This is a genomic window from Pseudomonas sp. FSL R10-1350 (genome assembly GCF_009600525.1).
Lineage (GTDB): Bacteria > Pseudomonadota > Gammaproteobacteria > Pseudomonadales > Pseudomonadaceae > Aquipseudomonas > Aquipseudomonas helleri.
Genome location: NZ_WIVR01000004.1, coordinates 12,961 through 33,298, shown reverse-complemented (window position 1 = coordinate 33,298; position 20,338 = coordinate 12,961). Strand labels below are relative to the sequence as shown.

Here is a 20,338-nt window from a genome sequence, read left to right as displayed (position 1 = left end):
GAAACGGGAGCTACCCCTCATGGCAGAAATCATTTCGTTACACGACGCCGTGAAACAGTTTGTGAATGACGGTGATACGGTCGCCCTCGAAGGTTTCACTCACTTGATTCCGACCGCAGCAGGTCATGAAATCATTCGTCAGGGCAAGAAAGACCTGACGTTGGTTCGTATGACGCCTGACTTGATCTACGACCAATTGATCGGCGCCGGCTGTGCACGAAAGTTGATTTTTTCATGGGGCGGCAACCCTGGTGTCGGTTCATTGCACCGCCTGCGCGATGCCGTCGAAAAACAGTGGCCGCAACCGCTGGAAATCGAAGAGCACAGCCACGCCGACCTGGCCAATGCCTATGTGGCGGGCGCTTCGGGCTTGCCATTCGCGGTACTGCGCGCCTATGCCGGTTCCGACTTGCCCAAGGTCAACCCGCTGATCAAGACCGTTACCTGCCCGTTTACCGGTGAAGTGCTGGCGGCGGTGCCTTCGGTGCGCCCTGACGTTACAGTGATCCATGCGCAAAAGGCTGACCGCAAAGGCAATGTGCTGTTGTGGGGCATTTTGGGCGTGCAAAAAGAGGCCGCCTTGGCCGCCAAGCGCTGCATCGTGACGGTTGAAGAGATTGTCGATGACTTGCAGGCACCGATGAATGCCTGCGTCCTGCCAACTTGGGCCTTGAGCGCCGTGTGTCACGTACCGGGTGGTGCGCATCCTTCCTACGCACATGGTTACACCGAGCGTGATAACCGTTTCTATCAGGCCTGGGACCCGATTGCCCGTGACCGCGAAACTTTTACCGCATGGATAAACGAATACATCCACGGCACCGCCAATTTCAGTGAGTTCCAGGCCAAGCTGGCCCGCGCTTCGGAGGCAAAATAATGGCTTACTCCACCAACGAAATGATGACCGTTGCCGCCGCCCGCCGTTTGAAAAATGGCTCGGTGTGTTTTGTCGGCATTGGCCTGCCTTCGAAGGCTGCGAACCTGGCGCGCCTGACCTCGTCGCCGGATGTGGTGCTGATTTACGAGTCTGGCCCGATTGGCGCAAAGCCTAATGTGCTGCCGCTGTCGATTGGCGACGGTGAGCTGGCCGAAACGGCTGACACGGTCGTCTCCACCAGCGAGATTTTCCGCTACTGGTTGCAAGGTGGTCGGGTTGACGTCGGCTTTTTGGGTGCCGCTCAGGTAGACCGCTTCGGCAATATCAACACGACTGTGGTCGGTGACTATCACCATCCAAAGGTCCGCCTGCCGGGCGCGGGTGGTGCACCTGAAATCGCCGGTTCTGCCAAAAGCGTGCTGATCATCCTCAAGCAGTCAGCCCGTTCGTTTGTCGACAAACTGGACTTCATTACCTCGGTTGGTCACGGCGAAGGTGGCGACTCGCGCAAGCGTTTGGGCCTGCCAGGCGCCGGGCCAGTGGGGATCATCACGGACCTGTGCATCATGGAACCCGAAGCGCAGACCAACGAATTCGTGGTCACCGCCCTGCACCCCGGTGTGACGCGTGAACAAGTTGTGGCGGCAACGGGCTGGGCGATTCGCTTTGCCGACAAGGTTGAGCAAACCGCCGAGCCAACCGACGTTGAGCTAAGCGCTTTGCGTGACCTGGAAGCGCGCACGGCCCTGGCTCACGGTCAGGCACCAGGAGAAGCGTGATGCGTGAAGTGTTTATCTGTGACGCGATTCGAACCCCGATTGGCCGTTTTGGCGGGGGCTTGTCGGCCGTTCGTGCCGACGATCTGGCGGCAACGCCGATCAAGGCGCTGATCGAGCGCAACCCCACGGTCAAGTGGGATGAAGTCGACGAAGTGTTTTTGGGCTGCGCCAACCAGGCGGGTGAAGACAACCGCAACGTCGCACGCATGGCAGCGTTGCTGGCCGGGCTGCCGGAGAGCATCCCCGGTGTCACCCTCAATCGTTTGTGTGCCTCGGGGATGGACGCGATTGGCACGGCGTTCCGTGCCATTGCCAGCGGTGAAATGGAGTTGGCGATTGCCGGCGGCGTTGAATCGATGTCGCGGGCACCGTTTGTGATGGGCAAGGCTGATGCCGCGTTCTCGCGCAACATGAAGCTGGAAGACACCACCATTGGCTGGCGCTTCATCAACCCGTTGATGAAAGCTCAATACGGTGTCGATGCGATGCCGCAAACCGCCGATAACGTGGCCGATGACTACCAGATTTCTCGCGCCGACCAGGACGCCTTTGCCCTGCGCAGCCAGCAGCACACGGCGGCTGCACAGGCGGCGGGCTATTTTGCTGAAGAGATTGTGCCGGTACGTATCGCCCACAAAAAAGGCGAAAGTTTGGTTGAGCGCGATGAACTCCCGCGTGCCGACACCAGCTTCGACACCCTGAGCAAACTCAAACCGGTCAACGGCCCGGACAAAACCGTCACCGCAGGCAATGCCTCGGGGGTCAACGACGGGGCTGCGGCGTTGATTCTGGCCTCGGCTGATGCGGTCAAACGTCATGGCCTGACTGCCCGCGCGCGGGTGTTGGGCATGGCCAGCGCCGGGGTTGCACCGAGAGTGATGGGCATTGGCCCGGTGCCTGCGGTGCGCAAACTGGTTGAGCGTCTGGGCCTGGCGGTCAGTGACTTTGATGTCATCGAACTCAACGAAGCCTTTGCCAGCCAGGGGTTGGCCGTGTTGCGTGAGTTGGGGCTGGCGGACGATGCGCCACAGGTTAACCCCAATGGCGGCGCCATCGCGTTGGGCCATCCGCTGGGCATGAGCGGTGCGCGGCTGGTGCTGACGGCCCTGCACCAGCTGGAAAAAACCGGCGGTAAAAAAGGTCTGGCTACTATGTGTGTAGGGGTCGGCCAAGGCTTGGCGCTGGCGATAGAGCGGGTCTGATTTGCCCTGACGATGCGCCAGACGATTAAGGACTCAATCGTTTGGCGCATTGTGGTTGCAGGGTACTTGTTGCAAGGTATGTCTGAAAATAACTAACCAGATGAGTCTAAAATCATGACAACAGACACTCACTACACAGGAGAGGAACGTAGAAAAAGGATCTTCGCGATTGTCGGTGCCTCCTCGGGCAACCTGGTCGAATGGTTCGATTTTTACGTTTACGCGTTCTGTGCAATCTACTTTGCGCCAGCTTTTTTCCCCTCCGATGACCCTACGGTACAACTGCTGAACACGGCCGGTGTATTTGCGGCGGGCTTCTTGATGCGTCCTATCGGTGGCTGGCTGTTTGGCCGGGTGGCCGACAAGCACGGGCGCAAGAACTCAATGATGATCGCGGTGATGATGATGTGCGCCGGTTCATTGGTCATCGCCTTTTTGCCGACCTACGCCTCGATTGGTGCGTGGGCGCCCGCATTACTCTTGATGGCGCGGTTGTTCCAGGGCCTGTCGGTGGGTGGTGAATATGGCACCACGGCCACTTACATGAGTGAGGTTGCCCTCAAGGGGCAGCGTGGTTTCTTTGCTTCGTTTCAATACGTCACGTTGATCGGCGGGCAGTTGCTGGCAGTGCTGGTGGTGGTGATCCTCCAGCAGATTTTGTCAGATGAGGAACTGCGCGCATGGGGCTGGCGCATCCCGTTTGTGATTGGTGCCATCGCAGCCGTTATTTCGCTGTTGTTGCGTCGTTCCCTGGAAGAGACCACCAGCGCTGAATCCCGTAATGACAAAGACGCCGGTAGCATTGCGGCGCTGTTTCGTGACCATAAAGCTGCGTTTATCACCGTGCTCGGCTACACCGCTGGCGGCTCGCTGATTTTCTACACCTTTACCACGTACATGCAGAAATACCTGGTGAACACCGCCGGGATGCACGCCAAAACCGCCAGTTACATCATGACCGGCGCGCTCTTCCTTTATATGTGCATGCAGCCGTTGTTCGGCATGCTCGCGGACAAAATCGGCCGTCGAAATTCGATGCTCTGGTTTGGCGCCTTGGGCACATTGTGCACTGTGCCGATTTTGCTCAGCCTGAAAACCATTACCAGCCCGTTTCTGGCCTTTGTGTTGATCACCCTGGCGCTGGCGATTGTCAGCTTCTACACCTCGATCAGCGGTTTGGTTAAGGCCGAGATGTTCCCGCCACAGGTACGGGCGTTGGGTGTGGGCCTGGCCTACGCCGTGGCTAATGCAGTGTTTGGCGGTTCGGCGGAATATGTGGCCTTGGGCCTGAAGTCCATGGGCATGGAAAACACCTTTTACTGGTACGTGACGGTCATGATGGCCATCGCCTTCCTGTTTAGCTTCCGTTTGCCGAAGCAGCCCAAATACCTGCATCACGATATGTGATGAGTTTGCGCGCGCCGATGTTCGGCGCGCGCCTGCAAAGGAAGGTTTATGAGTAACCAACTGTTCGATGCCTATTTCACGGGCAAGGCTATGGGTGCGGTGTTTTGTGACCATGGCCGGGTTCAAGCCATGCTCGACTTTGAGGCCGCCCTGGCTCGGGCTCAAGCCAGCACTGGGCTGATTCCGTCGTCAGCAGTTGCACCGATTGAAGCGGCTTGCCGCGCCGAACTCTACGACTTTGAAGCCTTGGGGCTGGCCATTGCCAGCGCTGGCAACTCGGCCATCCCGTTGGTGAAAGCGCTCGGCAAGCAGATTGCCAGCGTCAGCCCCGAGGCCGAGCGTTATGTGCACCTGGGCGCCACCAGCCAGGACGTGATGGACAGCGGGCTAGTGCTGCAACTGCGCGCCGCCCTGGAACTGATCGAGCAGGATTTGCAGCAGTTGGGCGAAGTCCTCGCGCAACAGGCCCAGCGCTATGCCACCACGCCTTTGGCGGGTCGCACTTGGTTGCAGCAAGCAACGCCTGTGACCTTGGGGATGAAAATCGCCGGTTGGCTGGGCGCCGTTACGCGCAGCCGTCAGCGGCTTCAAGCGTTAAAACCGCGTTTGCTGAGCCTGCAGTTTGGCGGTGCTTCGGGCACTTTGGCCGCGCTGGGCGATCAAGCCTTACCCGTGGCGCACGCTTTGGCCGCCGAGTTGAAGCTCGCGCTGCCCGACCAACCCTGGCACACCCAGCGTGACCGTCTGGTGGAGTTCGGTGCGGTACTCGGGTTGGTGGCAGGTAGCCTAGGCAAGATGGGCCGCGACATCAGCTTGCTTATGCAGACCGAGGCGGCGGAAGTTTTCGAGCCTTCAGCGCCGGGCAAGGGCGGGTCTTCGACCATGCCGCACAAGCGCAATCCGGTGGGTTCTGCCGTATTGATCAGTGCGGCGACGCGGGTTCCCGGGCTGCTCAGCACTTTGTTCAGCGCCATGCCTCAAGAACACGAGCGCAGTTTGGGCTTGTGGCATGCCGAGTGGGAAACCCTCCCAGAGATTTGCTGTTTGGTGGCAGGCGCGTTGGCTCAAGCCCTCAATATTGCCCAGGGGCTGGAAGTGGATGCCGAGCGCATGGCGCAAAACCTCGATTTGACCCACGGCCTGGTATTGGCCGAAGCCGTGAGTATTGAATTGGCGCAGCGAGTGGGGCGCGAAACCGCGCATCACCTGTTGGAGCAATGCTGTAAGCGGGCCGTGGCCGAGCATCGGCATCTGCGTGCGGTGTTGGGCGATGAGCCCGAGATTAGCGCGCAGTTATCGGCAGCCGAACTGGATCGCTTGCTCGATCCTGCTCATTACCTGGGGCAAGCGACGACGTGGGTCGAGCGGGCACGGGCTGAACATTTTGCGTTGGCAGTCTAAAAAGGAGATGGTCGTGGGGCGTGTACAACTGGCAGAAGGTGAACTCAACTACCAACTCGATGGCCCTAAAGGCGCCCCGGTGTTGGTGTTGTCCAACTCATTGGGCACGGACCTGGGCATGTGGGCAACGCAAGTTCCGGCGTTCGCGGAGCATTTTCAGGTGCTGCGGTACGACACCCGTGGCCATGGCCAGTCGCTGGTGACCGAAGGTCCGTACAGCATTGAGCAGTTGGGTGGCGATGTACTGGCGTTACTCGATGCGCTGCATATTGAGCGCGCGCATTTTTGCGGCCTGTCGATGGGCGGCCTGATTGGCCAGTGGTTGGGCATTCATGCCGGTTCACGGCTGAATTCACTGGTGGTGTGCAACACCGCGGCCAAGATCGGTGAGCCGTCGGTGTGGAACCCGCGGATTGAAACGGTGTTGCGTGACGGTGCAGAGGCAATGGCCGGATTGCGTGATGCCTCGATTGCCCGCTGGTTTACCGCAGACTACGCCCAGGCCCACCCGGATCAAGCCAAACGCATTACTGACATGCTGGCGGCTACCTCGCCGCAGGGTTATGCCGCCAACTGCGCGGCGGTGCGTGATGCCGATTTTCGTGATCAGCTTGGCGCGATTCGCGTGCCGACGCTGGTGATTGCAGGCACCGAAGACGCCGTGACGCCGCCTTCGGGCAGTCATTTCATTCAGGAACACGTGGCAGGTGCCGAGTACGCAGAGTTCTACGCGGCGCACTTGTCCAACGTGCAGGCCGGTGATGCGTTCAGCCAGCGGGTGCTGGCGTTTTTGTTAGCCCAACAAGCGGTTTAAGGAGCGTTCTGTGGACGAGAAACAACGTTATGAAGAGGGCATGGGTGTACGCCGCGCCGTGCTGGGCGATGCGCACGTCGACCGCAGCCTGAACGCCCTGACCGAGTTCAACAGCGAATTCCAGGAAATGATTACCCGCCATGCGTGGGGTGATATCTGGACGCGGCCTGGATTGCCACGTCATACCCGCAGCCTGATTACCATTGCGATGCTGATCGGCATGAACCGCAGCGAAGAACTCAAACTGCACCTGCGCGCCGCTGCCAACAATGGCGTGACCCGTGCAGAGATCAAAGAAGTGATCATGCAGAGCGCGATCTACTGCGGCATTCCGGCGGCCAATGCGACCTTCCATTTGGCAGAGTCGGTGTGGGACGAGTTGGGCGTCGAGTCCCGGGAATAATCATGTGATCAACAAAAAACCCGCCAATTGGCGGGTTTTTTGTTTTATCGGGTCGCTATCAAGCCTTTGGCGGCTTGTCCGATACAGGCCGGTTTTGCCCGGTCTGCTCGTACCAGCCACCGCCCAGCGCCTTGTACAGTGTGACTTCGCTGGTCAGCTGCGACAGACGATCGGTGATCAACGCCTGCTGCGCGCTGAACAACGAGCGCTGTGCATCAAGGAACGTCAGGTTGCTGTCGACACCAATCCGATAACGACGCTCTGCCAGACGGTAGTAGTCCTGGTTGGCGTTAACGAAATCGGCTTGCGCCTGCAACTGCTGGTTGTAGGTTTGACGTGCTGCCAGGCCGTCAGAAACTTCCTGGAATGCCGTCTGGATCGCCTTCTCGTATTGCGAGACGGTGATTTCCTTCTGGATTTTCGAGTAGTCCAGGCTCGCGCGCAGAGCGCCTGCGTTGAAGATCGGCAGGTTGATCTGTGGCGAGAACAGCCAGGTGCCCGAACCGCCCTTGAACAGACCCGAGAGGTCCGGGCTCAAGGTCCCGGCATTGGCGGTGAGGCTGATGCTCGGGAAGAACGCGGCGCGTGCGGCACCAATGTTGGCGTTGGCCGCCAACAACTGGTGCTCGGCCTGAAGGATGTCGGGGCGACGTTGCAGCAAGTCGGACGGCAAGCCCGCTGGCATTTGGGTCAGCAAATCAGCTGACAGCGGTTTGGCTGTCGGCAGATTGTCCGGAATACCAGTGCCGAGCAGCAGGGCCAGGCTGTTTTCATCCTGGGCGACCTGACGGGTGTACTTGGCCAATTGAACTTTGGCGTTTTCCACTGAGGTGCGCGACTGGCTGAGCTCCAGTGCCGAGGCCACGCCCACTTCATTGCTGCGCAGGGTCAGCTTGTAGCTTTCATCGAACGCCTTGAGGGTGTCTTCAGTCAGCTTGAGCAGCTCTTTGTCGGCTTGCCAGGTCAGGTAAGCGGTCGCAACGTTGGCCACCAGACTGATCTGGGTGGAACGGCGGGCTTCTTCAGTGGCGAAGTAGTTTTCCAGAGCCTGATCGCTCAGGCTGCGGATACGTCCGAACAAGTCCAGCTCATACGCACTGACCCCAAGGGTCGCGGAGTATTGACTGGTAATGCCCGCCTTGCCGGTTTGCGACATGCGCGCCGGGGTGCGTTGACGACTGCCGCTGGCATCTGCGGTCACCGCCGGGAACAGGTCCGCACGCTGGATGCGGTACTGCGCGGCATAGGCGTCGATGTTCAGCGCCGCGACCCGAAGGTCGCGGTTGTTGACCAGAGCTGTCTGGATCAGCTGTTGCAGGGCAGGATCATGGAAAAACTGACGCCAGCCTTGTTCTGCCGCGGCCTGGTTTGGCGCCTCGTTCGGCGAGTAGGCCGGGCCCTGCGGGTATTGCGCGGCTATCGGCGCTTCAGGGCGCTGGTAGTCCGGTATCAGCGAGCAGCCACTCAGCGTAAACGCTGCAACCGCTACTGCGAGAAGCGACTTGCTCATTGGCCAGCCTCTTTGTTTGGAGTGTTAGTCAGTTCTTCTTTTTGCTCAGTGTCTTTTTTATTGCCAATCGAGGAGACGGCAACAAAGAACAGCGGCACCCAGAAAATAGCCAGCAGGGTCGCACTCAGCATACCGCCGATAACACCTGTACCAATGGCGTGCTGGCTGCCCGAGCCTGCGCCGTGGGAGATGGCCAGCGGCACAACACCGAGGATGAACGCCAGGGACGTCATGATGATCGGTCGCAGACGCATCCGGCACGCTTCAATCGCAGCATCGTACAGACTACGCCCTTGTTCATGCAGCTCCTTGGCAAATTCGACGATCAGAATGGCGTTTTTCGCTGCCAGACCGATTGTCGTCAATAGACCTACCTGGAAGTACACGTCGTTGGACAGGCCACGCAGGCTGGTAGCCAGCAGCGCACCAATAATCCCCAGCGGTACAACAAGCATGACCGCGATCGGAATCGACCAGCTTTCATACAGTGCGGCAAGACACAGGAAGACCATCAGCAAGGAAATCGCGTACAAGGCAGGGGCTTGCGAGCCCGACAAACGTTCCTCGTAAGACAGACCTGTCCAGGAAATACCCACACCTGCCGGGAGTTTCTTGGCGAGGGCTTCAACCTCGGCCATGGCCTCACCACTGCTGTAGCCCGGTGCTGGTGTACCCAGAATTTCCATGGCTTCTACGCCGTTATAGCGCGACAGCTTGGGTGAGCCGTAAATCCACTCGCCCTTGGCAAAGGCCGAAAACGGCACCATGGTTCCCTGATCGTTACGCACGTACCACTTCTTCAGGTCTTCCGGGCTCATACGGGAGGAGGCGGTACCTTGCAGGAACACCTTTTTCACCCGGCCGTGGTCGATGAAGTCGTTGACGTAGCTGGCACCCAGCGCGATGGACAGCGTGCTGTTAAGGTCCGCCAGGCTCACGCCCAGCGCTTGTGCGGCTTCATCGTCGATGATCAGTTTGTACTGAGGTTCGTCGTTCAAGCCGTTTGGACGCACACCCGCCAGCACTTTGCTTTGCGAAGCCATACCGAGGAACTGGTTACGCGCTTCCAGCAATTTCTCGTGGCCAATGCCTGCCTGGTCTTGAAGGAAAAAGTCAAAACCGGTGGCGTTACCCAACTCCATGACCGCTGGCGGAGCAAACGCAAACACCATTGCATCGCGGAAAGTGAAGAAGTGCTTCTGGGCACGTGCTGCCAGTGCAAACACGCTGTTGTCGGCATCACGCTCGCCCCACGGTTTGAGCATGATAAATGCCAGACCCGAACTTTGGCCGCGACCTGCGAAGTTGAAGCCGTTCACGGTAAATACCGAAGACACCGCCGATGTTTCATCGGTCAGCAGGTATTCACGCATCCGGTCGATGACTTCCTGAGTCCGCTCGGCTGAGGTACCCGGTGGGGTTTGAACCTGAGCAAAGAGTACACCCTGGTCTTCTTCCGGAAGGAAGGAGGTCGGAATGCGGGTAAACAGGAACACCATGCCCACAACGATCAGGACATAGGCCAGCAGGTACGGTGCTTTGTGGCGCAGAATGCTGCCTACGCTTTTTTCGTAGCCGCGTACGCCGCTGTCAAAGGTACGGTTGAACCAGCCGAAGAATCCACGCTTGTTCTGACCGTGATCACCCTTGGTGATCGGTTTGAGCATCGTGGCACACAGAGCTGGGGTGAACACCAGGGCGACCACAACCGACAGGGCCATGGCCGATACGATGGTGATCGAGAACTGACGGTAGATCACACCGGTGGAACCGCCGAAGAACGCCATCGGCAGCAATACCGCCGACAGTACAAGGGCAATACCCACCAGAGCGCCCTGGATCTGGCCCATGGACTTCTTGGTGGCTTCTTTGGGCGGCAGGCCTTCCTCGGCCATTACCCGCTCGACGTTCTCCACCACAACGATGGCATCGTCCACCAGCAAGCCGATGGCCAAGACCATACCGAACATGGTCAGGGTGTTAATGCTGAAGCCTGCAGCGGCGAGGATCCCGAAGGTACCCAGCAATACAACCGGTACTGTCATCGTGGTGATGATGGTGGCGCGGAAGTTTTGCAGGAACAGGAACATCACCAGGAACACCAGCACGACAGCTTCTACCAGTGTTTCAACAACCCCTTTGATGGAGGCCGAGATCACTGGAGTGGTGTCATACGGGAATACGACTTCCATCCCTGGCGGGAAGAAAGGTTCCAGGTCAGTAATGGTTTTGCGAACGGCTTTGGCTGTGTCCAAGGCGTTAGCGTCAGACGCCAGCTTGATTGCAATACCGGAAGATGGCTTGCCGTTGTACTGGGCGCTGATGCTGTAGTTCTCACCACCCAGGCCCACTTCGGAGACATCACCCAGACGAACCTGAGAGCCGTCGGTGTTCACTTTCAGCAGGATCTTTTTAAACTCGTCTGCGGTTTGCAGGCGGGTTTTGCCAATGATCGTTGCGTTCAGCTCCTGGCCTTTCAGCGCAGGCAGACCACCCAGTTGACCGGAAGACACCTGTACGTTCTGCGCCGAGATCGCGGATTTAACATCCACCGGGGTCAGGTTGTACTTGTTCAACTTGGCCGGGTCCAGCCAGATACGCATGGCGTACTGAGCACCGAACACCTGGAAGTCACCCACGCCTGCCGTCCGCGACAGCGGGTCTTGCATGTTGGAGACGATGTAGTTCGACAAGTCGTCCTTGTTCATGCTGCCGTCGGTGGACACCACGCCGACTACCATCAGGAAGTTTTTCACTGCCTTGGTAACCCGGATACCCTGCTGCTGCACTTCTTGCGGCAGCAGCGGGGTGGCCAGGTTCAGCTTATTCTGGACCTGGACCTGAGCGGTGTCAGGGTTGGTACCCTGGTCGAACGTTACGGTAATGGTCATGCTGCCGTCGGAGTTACTTTCCGATGACACGTAACGCAGGTGGTCAATACCGTTAAGTTGCTGCTCGATCACCTGAACCACGGTGTCCTGTACGGTTTGTGCCGAAGCACCCGGATAGGTCACGGAAATCGAGATGGCCGGTGGTGCGATGCTCGGGTACTGGTTTATCGGCAGCTTGAGGATCGATAAAGCCCCGACCAGCATGATCACCAGGGCTATTACCCAGGCGAAAATTGGACGGTCGATAAAAAATTTCGACATGGTTTATTCCCCTTTACTGCCCGAAGCTTTATCAGTGGCCGGGGCCGATGCCGGGGTTGCGCCTGGAGTCTTGTCCATGATTTTGACTTCAGCGCCTGGACGGACGTACTGCAGGCCGTCTGTAATCAAACGGTCACCGGCGTTCAGGCCTTTTTCTACCAGCCAGTCGCTGCCAACCGTGCGCGTTGCTTGCAACACACGCAGCTCAACTTTGTTGTCCGGACCGACGATAAGGGCCGTTGGCTCGCCTTTGGCGTTGTGGGTGACACCAATTTGCGGGGCCAAAATGGCATCGCTGTTGATGCCCGCTTCCAGTTGGGCGTGAACGAACATGCCAGGCAACAGAACGCTGTCAGGGTTCGGGAACACCGCACGCAGGGTGACGGAACCGGTGGTCTCGTCTACCGAGACTTCGGTGAACTCAAGACGACCTTCCAGTGGGTATTCGCTACCGTCCGGCAGGGTCAGTTTGACTTTGGCAGCGTTCTCACCGGCTTTTTTCAGACGGCCATCTGCCAGGTCGCGACGCAGTTCCAGCATCTCTACCGAGGACTGGGTCACGTCTACGTAAATCGGGTCCAGTTGAGTAATCACGGCCAATGCATTGGCTTGGCCACTGGTTACGAGTGCGCCTTCAGTGAACAGCGAGCGACCAATACGACCTGACAGCGGCGCCAGGACCTTGGTGTAGCGCAGGTTTACCTGAGCGGTTTTCAGTGCAGCTTCGGCTTCTAGACGAGCAGCTTCGGCGTTGTCGTATTCCTGACGGCTCACGGCTTGCTCTGCAACCAGTTGCTTGTAGCGATCAGCCAGGGATTTGGCCGATTGCAGGGTCGCCTTGGCGCTCAGCACGCTGCTCTCGTAGATCGCCGGATCGATTTGATACAGCTGCTGGCCTTCTTTAACGTCGCTGCCTTCTTTGAAGTAGCGCTTAAGGATAATGCCGTTCACTTGAGGGCGAACTTCTGCCGAACGGTATGAAGTCGTTCGACCAGGAAGATCGGTAGTCAAGGTAAATGGCTGGGTTTTCAGCGTCACGACGCCGACCTGAGGGGTTTGTGGGGCAGGTGCTGCCTCTTCCTTCTTACATCCGCTGAGCAGCGAAGCTAGGGTGATGGCAGCAACCAGAGCGGTAACAGCTGGCTTAAATTGCATGAAGATCCTCGGGTCAGGCACGCGAAAGCGCACAAGAATAGTGGAAGGGTATAGAAAGCTGTTCCGGGTGGATAATGAGCTTGCTAAGGAATATACTTACATTCATGTCTGTTTGTAAACAGTGGGAACCTGTCGCAAGCCGCGTTCCAGAGTCCATTTTTGAGTCCGTAGTAGACCGGGATAAGGCAGAACAAACGCCACCCGATGCCGGTTTGGATACCGAACTGAAATTGTCCAGACCCTCCTGATTGAGGTTGTGATTGTTATGGTGCGTCGTACCAAAGAAGAAGCTCAGGAAACCCGGAGCAAAATCCTCGAAGCAGCCGAGCAGGCCTTTTATGAAAGAGGGGTTGCCCGCACTACGCTGGCTGATATCGCTGCGTTGGCGGGTGTCACCCGGGGTGCCATTTACTGGCATTTCAGCAACAAGGCTGACCTGGTTCAGGCCATGCTGGACAGCCTGCGCGAACCTTTGGAAGAACTGGCCAAAGCCAGCGAGAGCCAAGAGGAGCTTGATCCGCTGGGTTGCTTGCGCAGTTTGTTGGTCCATTTGTTTCGTCAGGTGGCGACTGATCCGAAAACTCGGCGTATCAATGAGATTTTGTTTCATAAGTGCGAATTCACTGACGAAATGTGCGATTTGCGCCGTCAACGCCAAATGGCAAGTGTCGACTGTAACAGCCGGATCGAGCTCACGCTGAGTAATGCAATCCATCGCGAACAACTCCCTTCGAACCTGGATGCCCGCCGTGCGGCAATCGCTTTGCACGCCTATATAGACGGTATTCTTGGGCAATGGCTGCTGGTTCCCGACTGTTTTGAGCTCTATAAACAAGCTGAAATCTGGGTCGACACCTGCATTGACATGCTGCGGCTCAGTCCTACTCTGCGCAGCCCGGAGCTCAATAGAGCTTGAGTCTAGTTGCCTGAAGGCATAAGGCTAGTGAAGTTTTTACCCGTCGCGTGAATTGATACCAGATGGCCTTTATATATGTCTACGCTGCGGGTTTAAAGTTAGTCAGCTAAGTATTTTGTACTGTAATTGTTACCGGCCTGTTGTCCTCATCGTCCTTGAACGCAAAAAGCCCCGGCTCGCAAGAGACCGGGGCTTTTTGGTGCAGCGTGAATCAGCGTTCGAGATCTTTGATCTTGCCTGGCACGCCATCCCACTCTTCCGCGTCCGGAAGAGCGTCTTTCTTTTCAGTGATGTTTGGCCAGATTTCAGCCAGCTCAACATTCAACTGAATAAATTGTTCCATGCCGGCAGGCACTTCATCTTCAGAGAAGATGGCTTGTGCAGGGCATTCAGGCTCACAAAGCGCGCAGTCAATGCACTCATCCGGGTGAATTACCAGGAAGTTCGGGCCTTCGTAGAAGCAGTCCACCGGACAGACTTCTACGCAGTCGGTGTACTTGCACTTGATGCAGTTGTCGGTGACGACGAAGGTCATTTCTAATTTTCTCCTCAGGCGGCGGCAGCGAAGCCCTTACAGTTCGGGTTCGCAGGGCTCGGGAGTGATATCTACTGACCAGGCTAAAAGGCCAGTAGCATCCCGAACCGCGCGCGATTCTAGCAGCTTTTAAAGGCGTGTCTTTAATGTGTAGAGCAAATCAAGTGCTTTACGCGGCGTCATGTTGTCCAGATCGAGCTTTGACAGGTCATCCAGTACGGGGTGCGGCAGGCTGGCAAACAGATCGCTTTGCTGCGGTACTGCTTTTTTGCCAGGTACTGGTCGCGGTACTTCATGAGGCAGGCTGGTCGTTTCGAGTCGGCTCAAATGTTCACGTGCCCGGGTGATGACATTGGCTGGAACCCCGGCCAATTGTGCAACGGCCAAACCATAGCTTTGACTGGCCGGGCCTGGCAAGACATGGTGCAAAAACACGATGCGTTCATTGTGTTCGGTTGCGCTCAAATGCACGTTGGCGACCAGCGGTTCGTTCTCGGGCAGAACGGTCAGCTCAAAGTAGTGCGTGGCAAACAGGGTGTAAGCGCGCAAGTGGGCGAGGCGCTCGGCGGCGGCCCACGCCAGAGACAAACCATCGAATGTACTGGTGCCGCGGCCTACTTCATCCATCAGCACCAAGCTGCGATCGGTCGCGTTGTGCAGAATATTGGCTGTTTCGCTCATCTCCACCATAAAGGTAGAGCGACCGCCTGCCAGGTCATCGCTGGAGCCGATCCGGGTGAAGATCCGGTCGACCAGTGACAGTTCGCAGCTGGCAGCCGGTACAAAGCTGCCGATATGGGCCAGCAAGACGATCAATGCGGTCTGGCGCATGTAGGTCGATTTACCGCCCATGTTAGGACCGGTGATCACCAGCATGCGGGTTTTGTCATCCAGCGCCAGATCGTTGGCCACAAACGGTGTTGTCAGTACTTGCTCGACCACCGGGTGACGGCCCTGCTCGATACGCATGCACGGCTCGTCGACAAAGCGCGGGCAGTTCAAGTCCAGGTTCAGCGCACGTTCGGCCAGGTTGCTCAGCACATCGAGCTCGGCCAGCGCGGCGGCAGTGTCCTGCAAGGGCGGCAATTCCCCGATCAGAGTTTCCAGCAGCGCTTCGTAGAGCATCTTTTCACGGGCCAGCGCGCGGCTTTTGGCCGACAGGGCTTTATCTTCGAAGGCTTTTAGCTCTGGCGTGATAAAGCGCTCAGCGCCTTTGAGGGTTTGCCGGCGAATGTAGTCAGCAGGTGCTTGTTCGGCCTGTTTGCTCGGCAGCTCGATAAAGTAGCCGTGCACGCGGTTATAACCCACCTTGAGGTGGCTCAGGCCGGTTCGGGCTTTTTCACGCGCTTCAAGATCAATCAGGAACTGCCCGGCGTTCTCGCTCAGCGATTGCAGTTCATCCAGCTCGGCGTCATAACCGGTTTTCAGTACGCCGCCATCACGGATCACCGCGGGCGGGTTGTCATTGATGGCTTTATCCAGCAACGCCGCCAGTTCCGGGTAGGTGCTGGTGATGGTGGCCAGATGTTGCAGGTGTGGGGCTTCGAGGCCGATCATCGCATCTTGCAGCTCAGGCAAAGCGCCCAGGGCATCACGCAAGCGTGCCAGATCTCGCGGGCGAGCATTGCGCAGGCCGATACGCGCCAGAATCCGCTCCAGATCGCCGATCTCTTTAAGCTGCGGTTGCAGTTTCTCAAAGCGATAGCCATCGAGCAGGCAGGTAATCGACGACTGACGGGCCAACAGCACGCTCAAGTCACGCAGCGGGCGGTTCAGCCAGCGGGTCAGCAGGCGGCTGCCCATCGAGGTCTGGCAACGGTCGACCACCGATTGCAAGGTGTTGTCGCGACCACCGGCCAGGTTGGTGTCCAGCTCCAGGTTGCGACGGCTGGCGCCATCCAGCACCACGGTGTCATCCAGACGCTCATGGCGCAGGCTACGCAAATGCGGCAGGGCGGTGCGCTGGGTTTCTTTGGCGTAGCTGAGCAAGCAACCGGCAGCGCCAATTGCCAGGGTCAGGTTTTCGCAACCAAAGCCTTTTAGGTCTTGGGTCGAAAACTGCTGGCACAGGCTTTTAAATGCCGAATCACGTTCAAAGTCCCACGGCGCGCGGCGACGAACGCCACGGCGTTTTTCGGCAGGCAGGCCTTGCGGCCAGTCGTCCGGAATCATCAGCTCCACCGGGTTGATGCGTTCCAGTTCGGCCAACAGGTTTTCCCAGCCTTTAATCTCCAGCACCGAGAAATTGCCGCTGGTGATGTCCATCACCGCCAGGCCAAACAGACGCTCATCGCCCAGTACGGCGGCAATCAGGTTGTCACGGCGTTCATCCAGAAGCGCTTCATCGCTGACGGTGCCCGGCGTGATGATACGCACCACTTGACGCTCGACCGGGCCCTTGCTGGTTGCCGGGTCGCCGATCTGCTCGCAAATCACTACCGACTCGCCTAGCTTGACCAGCTTGGCCAAGTAGCCTTCGGCAGCGTGATAAGGAATACCGCACATCGGAATCGCTTGCCCGGCCGACTGCCCGCGAGCCGTCAGAGTGATGTCCAGCAACTTGGCCGCCTTCTTCGCGTCTTCATAGAAGATCTCGTAGAAGTCGCCCATGCGATAGAACATCAACTGATCGGGGTGCTGGTTTTTGAGGCGCCAGTACTGCTGCATCATCGGCGTGTGGGAGGACAGGTCGGAAGTATTCTTACTCATGAGAAGGCTTAGGCGGATTCGATTAAAAGGTGGGTGAAAAGCGGGCGTCAGGCGCGGCTGTTTCGCAATGGGCGCAAGGTTAACATGTCAGCCCCCCGCATCTACAGGTGCGTGCCAGGCGTGCTGACGCGTTGCTATAAATAGAAGAAATAGCATTTGCCATCTATAAACACGGCCAGCACTATTCTCGGCATGTCCAAACGAAATGTTTCAACGGTCTTGAAAGAACTGCTTGCCCGGCACCAGATCAGCGCGATGACGCTGCATCGGAGCACGGGAGTCCCGCAGTCCACACTCTCGCGAATTTTGAGCGGGAAAATTGTCGATCCTTCCGACAGACATATCTCCAAAATTGCCGAGTACTTCCACATCAGCACTGATCGTCTGAGGGGACGGGATGATCGCGCCGGCTCAGGCTTTTCTGACAATCCACCCAGGCATGCTGAGTTGCGTGATATCTCGTTGTGGGATGACGACACCCCCGTGGCCGATGACGAAGTGTCCATTGCGTTCTTGCGCCAGGTCGAATTGGCCGCGGGTTCGGGGCGTTTTGCCATTGAAGAGAGCGAGCGGGCCAAGTTACGGTTCGGCAAGCGCAGCCTGCGCCACAACGGCGTGGAGTTTGACCAGGCAAAGTGTGTGACGGTACGCGGTGAAAGCATGCTTCCGGTGCTGCGTGACGGCGCCACGGTGGGCGTCAATGTCGGCAAGCGCTCACTTGAGGAGGTCATCGACGGTGACCTGTATGCGCTCAATCACAACGGCCAGTTGCGCGTGAAACAGTTGTATCGTCTGGCCTGTGGCATTCGTTTGCGTAGTTTTAATCGCGATGAATACCCCGATGAGGACTATGACTACTGTGATCTGGAGGATGAGCAACTGGTAATTTTGGGCCACGTCTTCTGGTGGGGCATGTACGCTCGCTAGCCTGCAGTTTTAAGAATGAGCCCACGTCTAAGTGCAATGCTGTTCACATAAGCGAAAGCGAACCCTGTAGGAGCGAGCTTGTCTCGCGATCTTTTGACCTTTTAAAAGCTCGCGAGACAAGCTCGCTCCTACAGTTACTCGTACGCATCTCATAAGTGAACAGCATTACACGTCTAAGTGGGCTTTTTCGTGCTTATTGAAAGACTGATCGCACTGCTCACGTTGCCTTTTCTGGCTGATAGCAGCGTTCAAAACAAATATATGCATTGGTGCATTGACTGTATATCCATACATGCATAGTCTTTGTCTCATCGCGGTTCCCCGATCTGACTCGCGCAGGGATGCAACGCGGCGGGCAGCGCGCCCGCTGTTCAGCTCAGGCCAGAGACTGGCTTTTATCAGTAAGGATTCAGGAGTGATGGCACGATGAATGAGCCGCAAATATTGCAGGATATGCCGCTGCTGCTGGTCATCCTTCTCGCTTTGGTGGGCGGCGTCTTTGGCGAGATGTGGCGCGCTGATAAAGAAGGTGCCAGCGGCTGGCTGCTGGTCCGGCGGCTGGCGTTACGTTCCGGTGCCTGCATGGTGTGTGGTGTTTCCACCTTTATGTTGTTGTACGCCGCCGGGATGTCGATTCTGGCGGCTGGCGCCTTTGGTTGCTTGACCGCGCTGGCGGGGGCCGATGCTGCAATTAGCGTGTATCAACGCTGGGCAGCCAAGCGCCTGGGGGTCGACAGCGCAGCGCCGGACTCGCGTAGCGAACGCTAGGCTTGGGCGGCATCGCCTTGCAACGCTCACCGGCTCGTGTAGGTTATGGCGCTTGGGCGTACCCACAGGAGAACCTCATGGACCCACTCTCTCAACTGGCGGCTGAACTTGGGCGCCATCTACAGACTCTTAACGCTCACGTGACAACCGCCGAGTCGTGCACGGGCGGGGGTATTGCAGAAGCCATCACCCGTATCGCCGGCAGTTCTGCCTGGTTCGAGGCGGGGTTTGTGACCTATTCCAATCAGCAAAAGACCCGGCAGCTTGATGTGCCGCAGGCGCTGTTTACTCAGGTTGGAGCCGTGAGCCGTGAAGTGGTCGAGGCGATGGTCCGCGGCGCGCAGGCGCACAGTGATGCACGCTTTGCTGTCGCCGTCAGTGGCGTCGCCGGCCCGGGCGGCGGTTCGCCAGAGAAACCGGTGGGCACGGTCTGGCTGGCGTGGGGCGTTGGTGACGAGGTGACGGCCGAGTGCAGGCACTTCCCGGGTGATCGCGATGAGGTCCGTCGACAAACCGTTATTGCGGCGCTGGAAGGCCTAATACGCCGAACGGTACGAGAAATAGAAAATCAGGGGTAGGCGATCGTTTAACCCTGTGGAATAATACTGGCTACTTATACAGTTATCGGCCGTCATGGCCTTATTGATTTTGAGAGGACTTTAATGGACGACAACAAGAAGAAAGCCTTGGCTGCGGCCCTGGGTCAGATCGAACGTCAATTCGGCAAAGGCGCCGTCATGTTGATGGGCGATCAAGATCGCCAGCCAATCCCTGCTATCTCTACAGGTTCGCTGGGTCTGGACATCGCGCTGGGCATTGGCGGTCTGCCAAAAGGCCGTATTGTTGAAATCTACGGTCCAGAGTCCTCGGGTAAAACCACCCTGACGTTGTCTGTGATTGCACAAGCGCAAAAAGCGGGTGCAACCTGTGCCTTCGTTGACGCCGAGCACGCGCTTGACCCTGAATATGCGGGCAAGCTGGGTGTGAACGTCGATGACCTGCTGGTTTCCCAGCCCGATACGGGCGAGCAGGCGCTGGAAATTACCGACATGCTGGTGCGTTCCAACGCCGTTGACGTGATCATCATCGACTCCGTGGCCGCGCTGACCCCTAAAGCTGAAATTGAAGGCGATATGGGCGACGCACACGTGGGCTTGCAAGCCCGTTTGATGTCGCAAGCACTGCGTAAAATCACCGGTAACATCAAAAACGCCAACTGCCTGGTGATCTTCATCAACCAGATCCGTATGAAGATCGGCGTAATGTTCGGTAGCCCGGAAACCACTACCGGTGGTAACGCCCTGAAGTTCTACTCGTCTGTTCGTCTGGACATCCGTCGTACGGGTGCCGTGAAAGAAGGCGACGTGGTGGTGGGTAGCGAAACCCGCGTCAAAGTGGTCAAGAACAAAGTGGCACCGCCATTCCGTCAGGCCGAGTTCCAGATTCTTTACGGCAAGGGCATCTACCTCAACGGTGAGATGATCGACCTGGGCGTATTGCACGGCTTCGTTGAAAAAGCGGGTGCCTGGTACAGCTACAACGGCAACAAAATTGGTCAGGGCAAGGCGAACTCCGCCAAGTTCCTGGACGATAACCCGGACATCAAGGACGCCCTCGAGAAACAACTGCGCGCCAAGCTGTTGGGCCCAAAAACTGACAGCGAGCTGGCCGAGCTGAAAGTTATGCCGAAAATGAGCAAGGCTGCCAAAGCGGCTGCTGAAGAAGCAGAAGCGGCAGAAATCGAGTTCGAAAACTCTGCAGAAAACGATAACTGATACAACTC

The 20,338-nt window shown here is 57.7% G+C and carries 17 protein-coding genes; 12 read left to right on the top strand and 5 right to left on the bottom strand.

From position 1 onward, the window contains the following. Positions 1-19 precede the first annotated feature (19 nt). The 7 genes from GHO25_RS03105 (at position 20) to pcaC (ending at position 6,883) form a co-directional block, all read left to right on the top strand. Positions 20-877, top strand: a complete 858-nt coding sequence (locus GHO25_RS03105) for a CoA transferase subunit A (RefSeq protein WP_048369484.1) — start codon at positions 20-22, stop codon at positions 875-877. Further along, entirely contained in the window at positions 874-1,656 is a 783-nt protein-coding gene (locus GHO25_RS03100; RefSeq protein WP_173430589.1) for a CoA-transferase subunit beta, read from the top strand. The genes GHO25_RS03105 and GHO25_RS03100 overlap by 4 nt, the downstream gene beginning before the upstream one ends. Continuing rightward, positions 1,653-2,858, top strand: coding sequence for a 3-oxoadipyl-CoA thiolase (gene pcaF, locus GHO25_RS03095; RefSeq protein ID WP_178109963.1), 1,206 nt, complete (start codon positions 1,653-1,655; stop codon positions 2,856-2,858). Before GHO25_RS03100 ends, pcaF begins: the two co-directional genes overlap by 4 nt. 114 nt (positions 2,859-2,972) lie before the next feature. Further along, the gene (locus GHO25_RS03090) at positions 2,973-4,265 is read left to right on the top strand and encodes an MFS family transporter (protein ID WP_048369489.1); all 1,293 of its coding nucleotides are present in this window, start codon (positions 2,973-2,975) and stop codon (positions 4,263-4,265) included. 48 nt (positions 4,266-4,313) lie between these two features. Further along, positions 4,314-5,666 carry a 3-carboxy-cis,cis-muconate cycloisomerase gene (locus tag GHO25_RS03085; protein ID WP_153389874.1) on the top strand — a complete coding sequence of 451 codons (1,353 nt, stop codon included), beginning with the start codon at positions 4,314-4,316 and terminating at the stop codon, positions 5,664-5,666. A gap of 13 nt (positions 5,667-5,679) precedes the next feature. Further along, the gene (gene pcaD, locus GHO25_RS03080) at positions 5,680-6,480 is read left to right on the top strand and encodes a 3-oxoadipate enol-lactonase (RefSeq protein ID WP_048369863.1); all 801 of its coding nucleotides are present in this window, start codon (positions 5,680-5,682) and stop codon (positions 6,478-6,480) included. A gap of 10 nt (positions 6,481-6,490) precedes the next feature. Continuing rightward, on the top strand, positions 6,491-6,883 hold the full coding sequence (gene pcaC / locus GHO25_RS03075; protein ID WP_048369492.1) for a 4-carboxymuconolactone decarboxylase: 393 nt from the start codon (positions 6,491-6,493) through the stop codon (positions 6,881-6,883). Positions 6,884-6,941: 58 nt separating this feature from the next. Here pcaC and GHO25_RS03070 read toward each other — a convergent pair whose 3' ends face one another. The 3 genes from GHO25_RS03070 to GHO25_RS03060 are packed head-to-tail and all read right to left on the bottom strand — an operon-like array spanning position 6,942 to position 12,700. Further along, complete coding sequence (locus GHO25_RS03070) at positions 6,942-8,393, bottom strand: AdeC/AdeK/OprM family multidrug efflux complex outer membrane factor (RefSeq protein WP_048386551.1); 1,452 nt, start codon at positions 8,391-8,393, stop codon at positions 6,942-6,944. Continuing rightward, positions 8,390-11,545: an efflux RND transporter permease subunit gene (locus GHO25_RS03065; RefSeq protein ID WP_048369496.1), complete on the bottom strand. Its 3,156-nt coding sequence runs from the start codon at positions 11,543-11,545 to the stop codon at positions 8,390-8,392. The genes GHO25_RS03070 and GHO25_RS03065 overlap by 4 nt, the downstream gene beginning before the upstream one ends. A gap of 3 nt (positions 11,546-11,548) precedes the next feature. Continuing rightward, entirely contained in the window at positions 11,549-12,700 is a 1,152-nt protein-coding gene (locus tag GHO25_RS03060) for an efflux RND transporter periplasmic adaptor subunit (RefSeq protein ID WP_048369498.1), read from the bottom strand. A 265-nt stretch (positions 12,701-12,965) separates the two neighbouring features. Here GHO25_RS03060 and GHO25_RS03055 point away from each other — a divergent pair, with 265 nt between their 5' ends. Continuing rightward, positions 12,966-13,616 (top strand): TetR family transcriptional regulator, encoded by a 651-nt coding sequence (locus GHO25_RS03055; protein ID WP_153389873.1) that lies wholly within the window; start codon positions 12,966-12,968, stop codon positions 13,614-13,616. A gap of 211 nt (positions 13,617-13,827) precedes the next feature. Here GHO25_RS03055 and fdxA read toward each other — a convergent pair whose 3' ends face one another. Further along, on the bottom strand, positions 13,828-14,151 hold the full coding sequence (gene fdxA / locus GHO25_RS03050) for a ferredoxin FdxA (RefSeq protein WP_048369501.1): 324 nt from the start codon (positions 14,149-14,151) through the stop codon (positions 13,828-13,830). A gap of 129 nt (positions 14,152-14,280) precedes the next feature. Beyond that, positions 14,281-16,860, bottom strand: coding sequence for a DNA mismatch repair protein MutS (gene mutS / locus GHO25_RS03045; protein ID WP_153389872.1), 2,580 nt, complete (start codon positions 16,858-16,860; stop codon positions 14,281-14,283). A gap of 192 nt (positions 16,861-17,052) precedes the next feature. Here mutS and GHO25_RS03040 point away from each other — a divergent pair, with 192 nt between their 5' ends. From GHO25_RS03040 to recA, 4 genes are all read left to right on the top strand, one after another. Then, on the top strand, positions 17,053-17,787 hold the full coding sequence (locus GHO25_RS03040) for an XRE family transcriptional regulator (protein WP_153389871.1): 735 nt from the start codon (positions 17,053-17,055) through the stop codon (positions 17,785-17,787). 426 nt (positions 17,788-18,213) lie between these two features. Beyond that, a complete protein-coding gene (locus tag GHO25_RS03035) occupies positions 18,214-18,555 on the top strand; it encodes a phage holin family protein (protein WP_048386556.1) in 342 nt (113 codons plus the stop codon). Positions 18,556-18,632: 77 nt separating this feature from the next. Further along, positions 18,633-19,133 (top strand): CinA family protein, encoded by a 501-nt coding sequence (locus tag GHO25_RS03030; RefSeq protein ID WP_048369506.1) that lies wholly within the window; start codon positions 18,633-18,635, stop codon positions 19,131-19,133. Positions 19,134-19,217: 84 nt separating this feature from the next. Then, positions 19,218-20,330, top strand: coding sequence for a recombinase RecA (gene recA, locus GHO25_RS03025; protein WP_048369508.1), 1,113 nt, complete (start codon positions 19,218-19,220; stop codon positions 20,328-20,330). Positions 20,331-20,338 lie beyond the last annotated feature (8 nt).

Bases quoted from the DNA above. Each gene is read 5' to 3' on its own strand.
- GHO25_RS03105 (WP_048369484.1), top strand. From the start codon at position 20: ATGGCAGAAATCATTTCGTTACACGACGCCGTGAAACAGTTTGTGAAT.
- GHO25_RS03090 (WP_048369489.1), top strand. From the start codon at position 2,973: ATGACAACAGACACTCACTACACAGGAGAGGAACGTAGAAAAAGGATC.
- GHO25_RS03085 (WP_153389874.1), top strand. From the start codon at position 4,314: ATGAGTAACCAACTGTTCGATGCCTATTTCACGGGCAAGGCTATGGGT.
- GHO25_RS03070 (WP_048386551.1), bottom strand. From the start codon at position 8,393: ATGAGCAAGTCGCTTCTCGCAGTAGCGGTTGCAGCGTTTACGCTGAGT.
- GHO25_RS03065 (WP_048369496.1), bottom strand. From the start codon at position 11,545: ATGTCGAAATTTTTTATCGACCGTCCAATTTTCGCCTGGGTAATAGCC.
- GHO25_RS03060 (WP_048369498.1), bottom strand. From the start codon at position 12,700: ATGCAATTTAAGCCAGCTGTTACCGCTCTGGTTGCTGCCATCACCCTA.
- GHO25_RS03055 (WP_153389873.1), top strand. From the start codon at position 12,966: ATGGTGCGTCGTACCAAAGAAGAAGCTCAGGAAACCCGGAGCAAAATC.
- fdxA (WP_048369501.1), bottom strand. From the start codon at position 14,151: ATGACCTTCGTCGTCACCGACAACTGCATCAAGTGCAAGTACACCGAC.
- mutS (WP_153389872.1), bottom strand. From the start codon at position 16,860: ATGAGTAAGAATACTTCCGACCTGTCCTCCCACACGCCGATGATGCAG.
- GHO25_RS03040 (WP_153389871.1), top strand. From the start codon at position 17,053: ATGTCCAAACGAAATGTTTCAACGGTCTTGAAAGAACTGCTTGCCCGG.
- GHO25_RS03035 (WP_048386556.1), top strand. From the start codon at position 18,214: ATGAATGAGCCGCAAATATTGCAGGATATGCCGCTGCTGCTGGTCATC.
- GHO25_RS03030 (WP_048369506.1), top strand. From the start codon at position 18,633: ATGGACCCACTCTCTCAACTGGCGGCTGAACTTGGGCGCCATCTACAG.
- recA (WP_048369508.1), top strand. From the start codon at position 19,218: ATGGACGACAACAAGAAGAAAGCCTTGGCTGCGGCCCTGGGTCAGATC.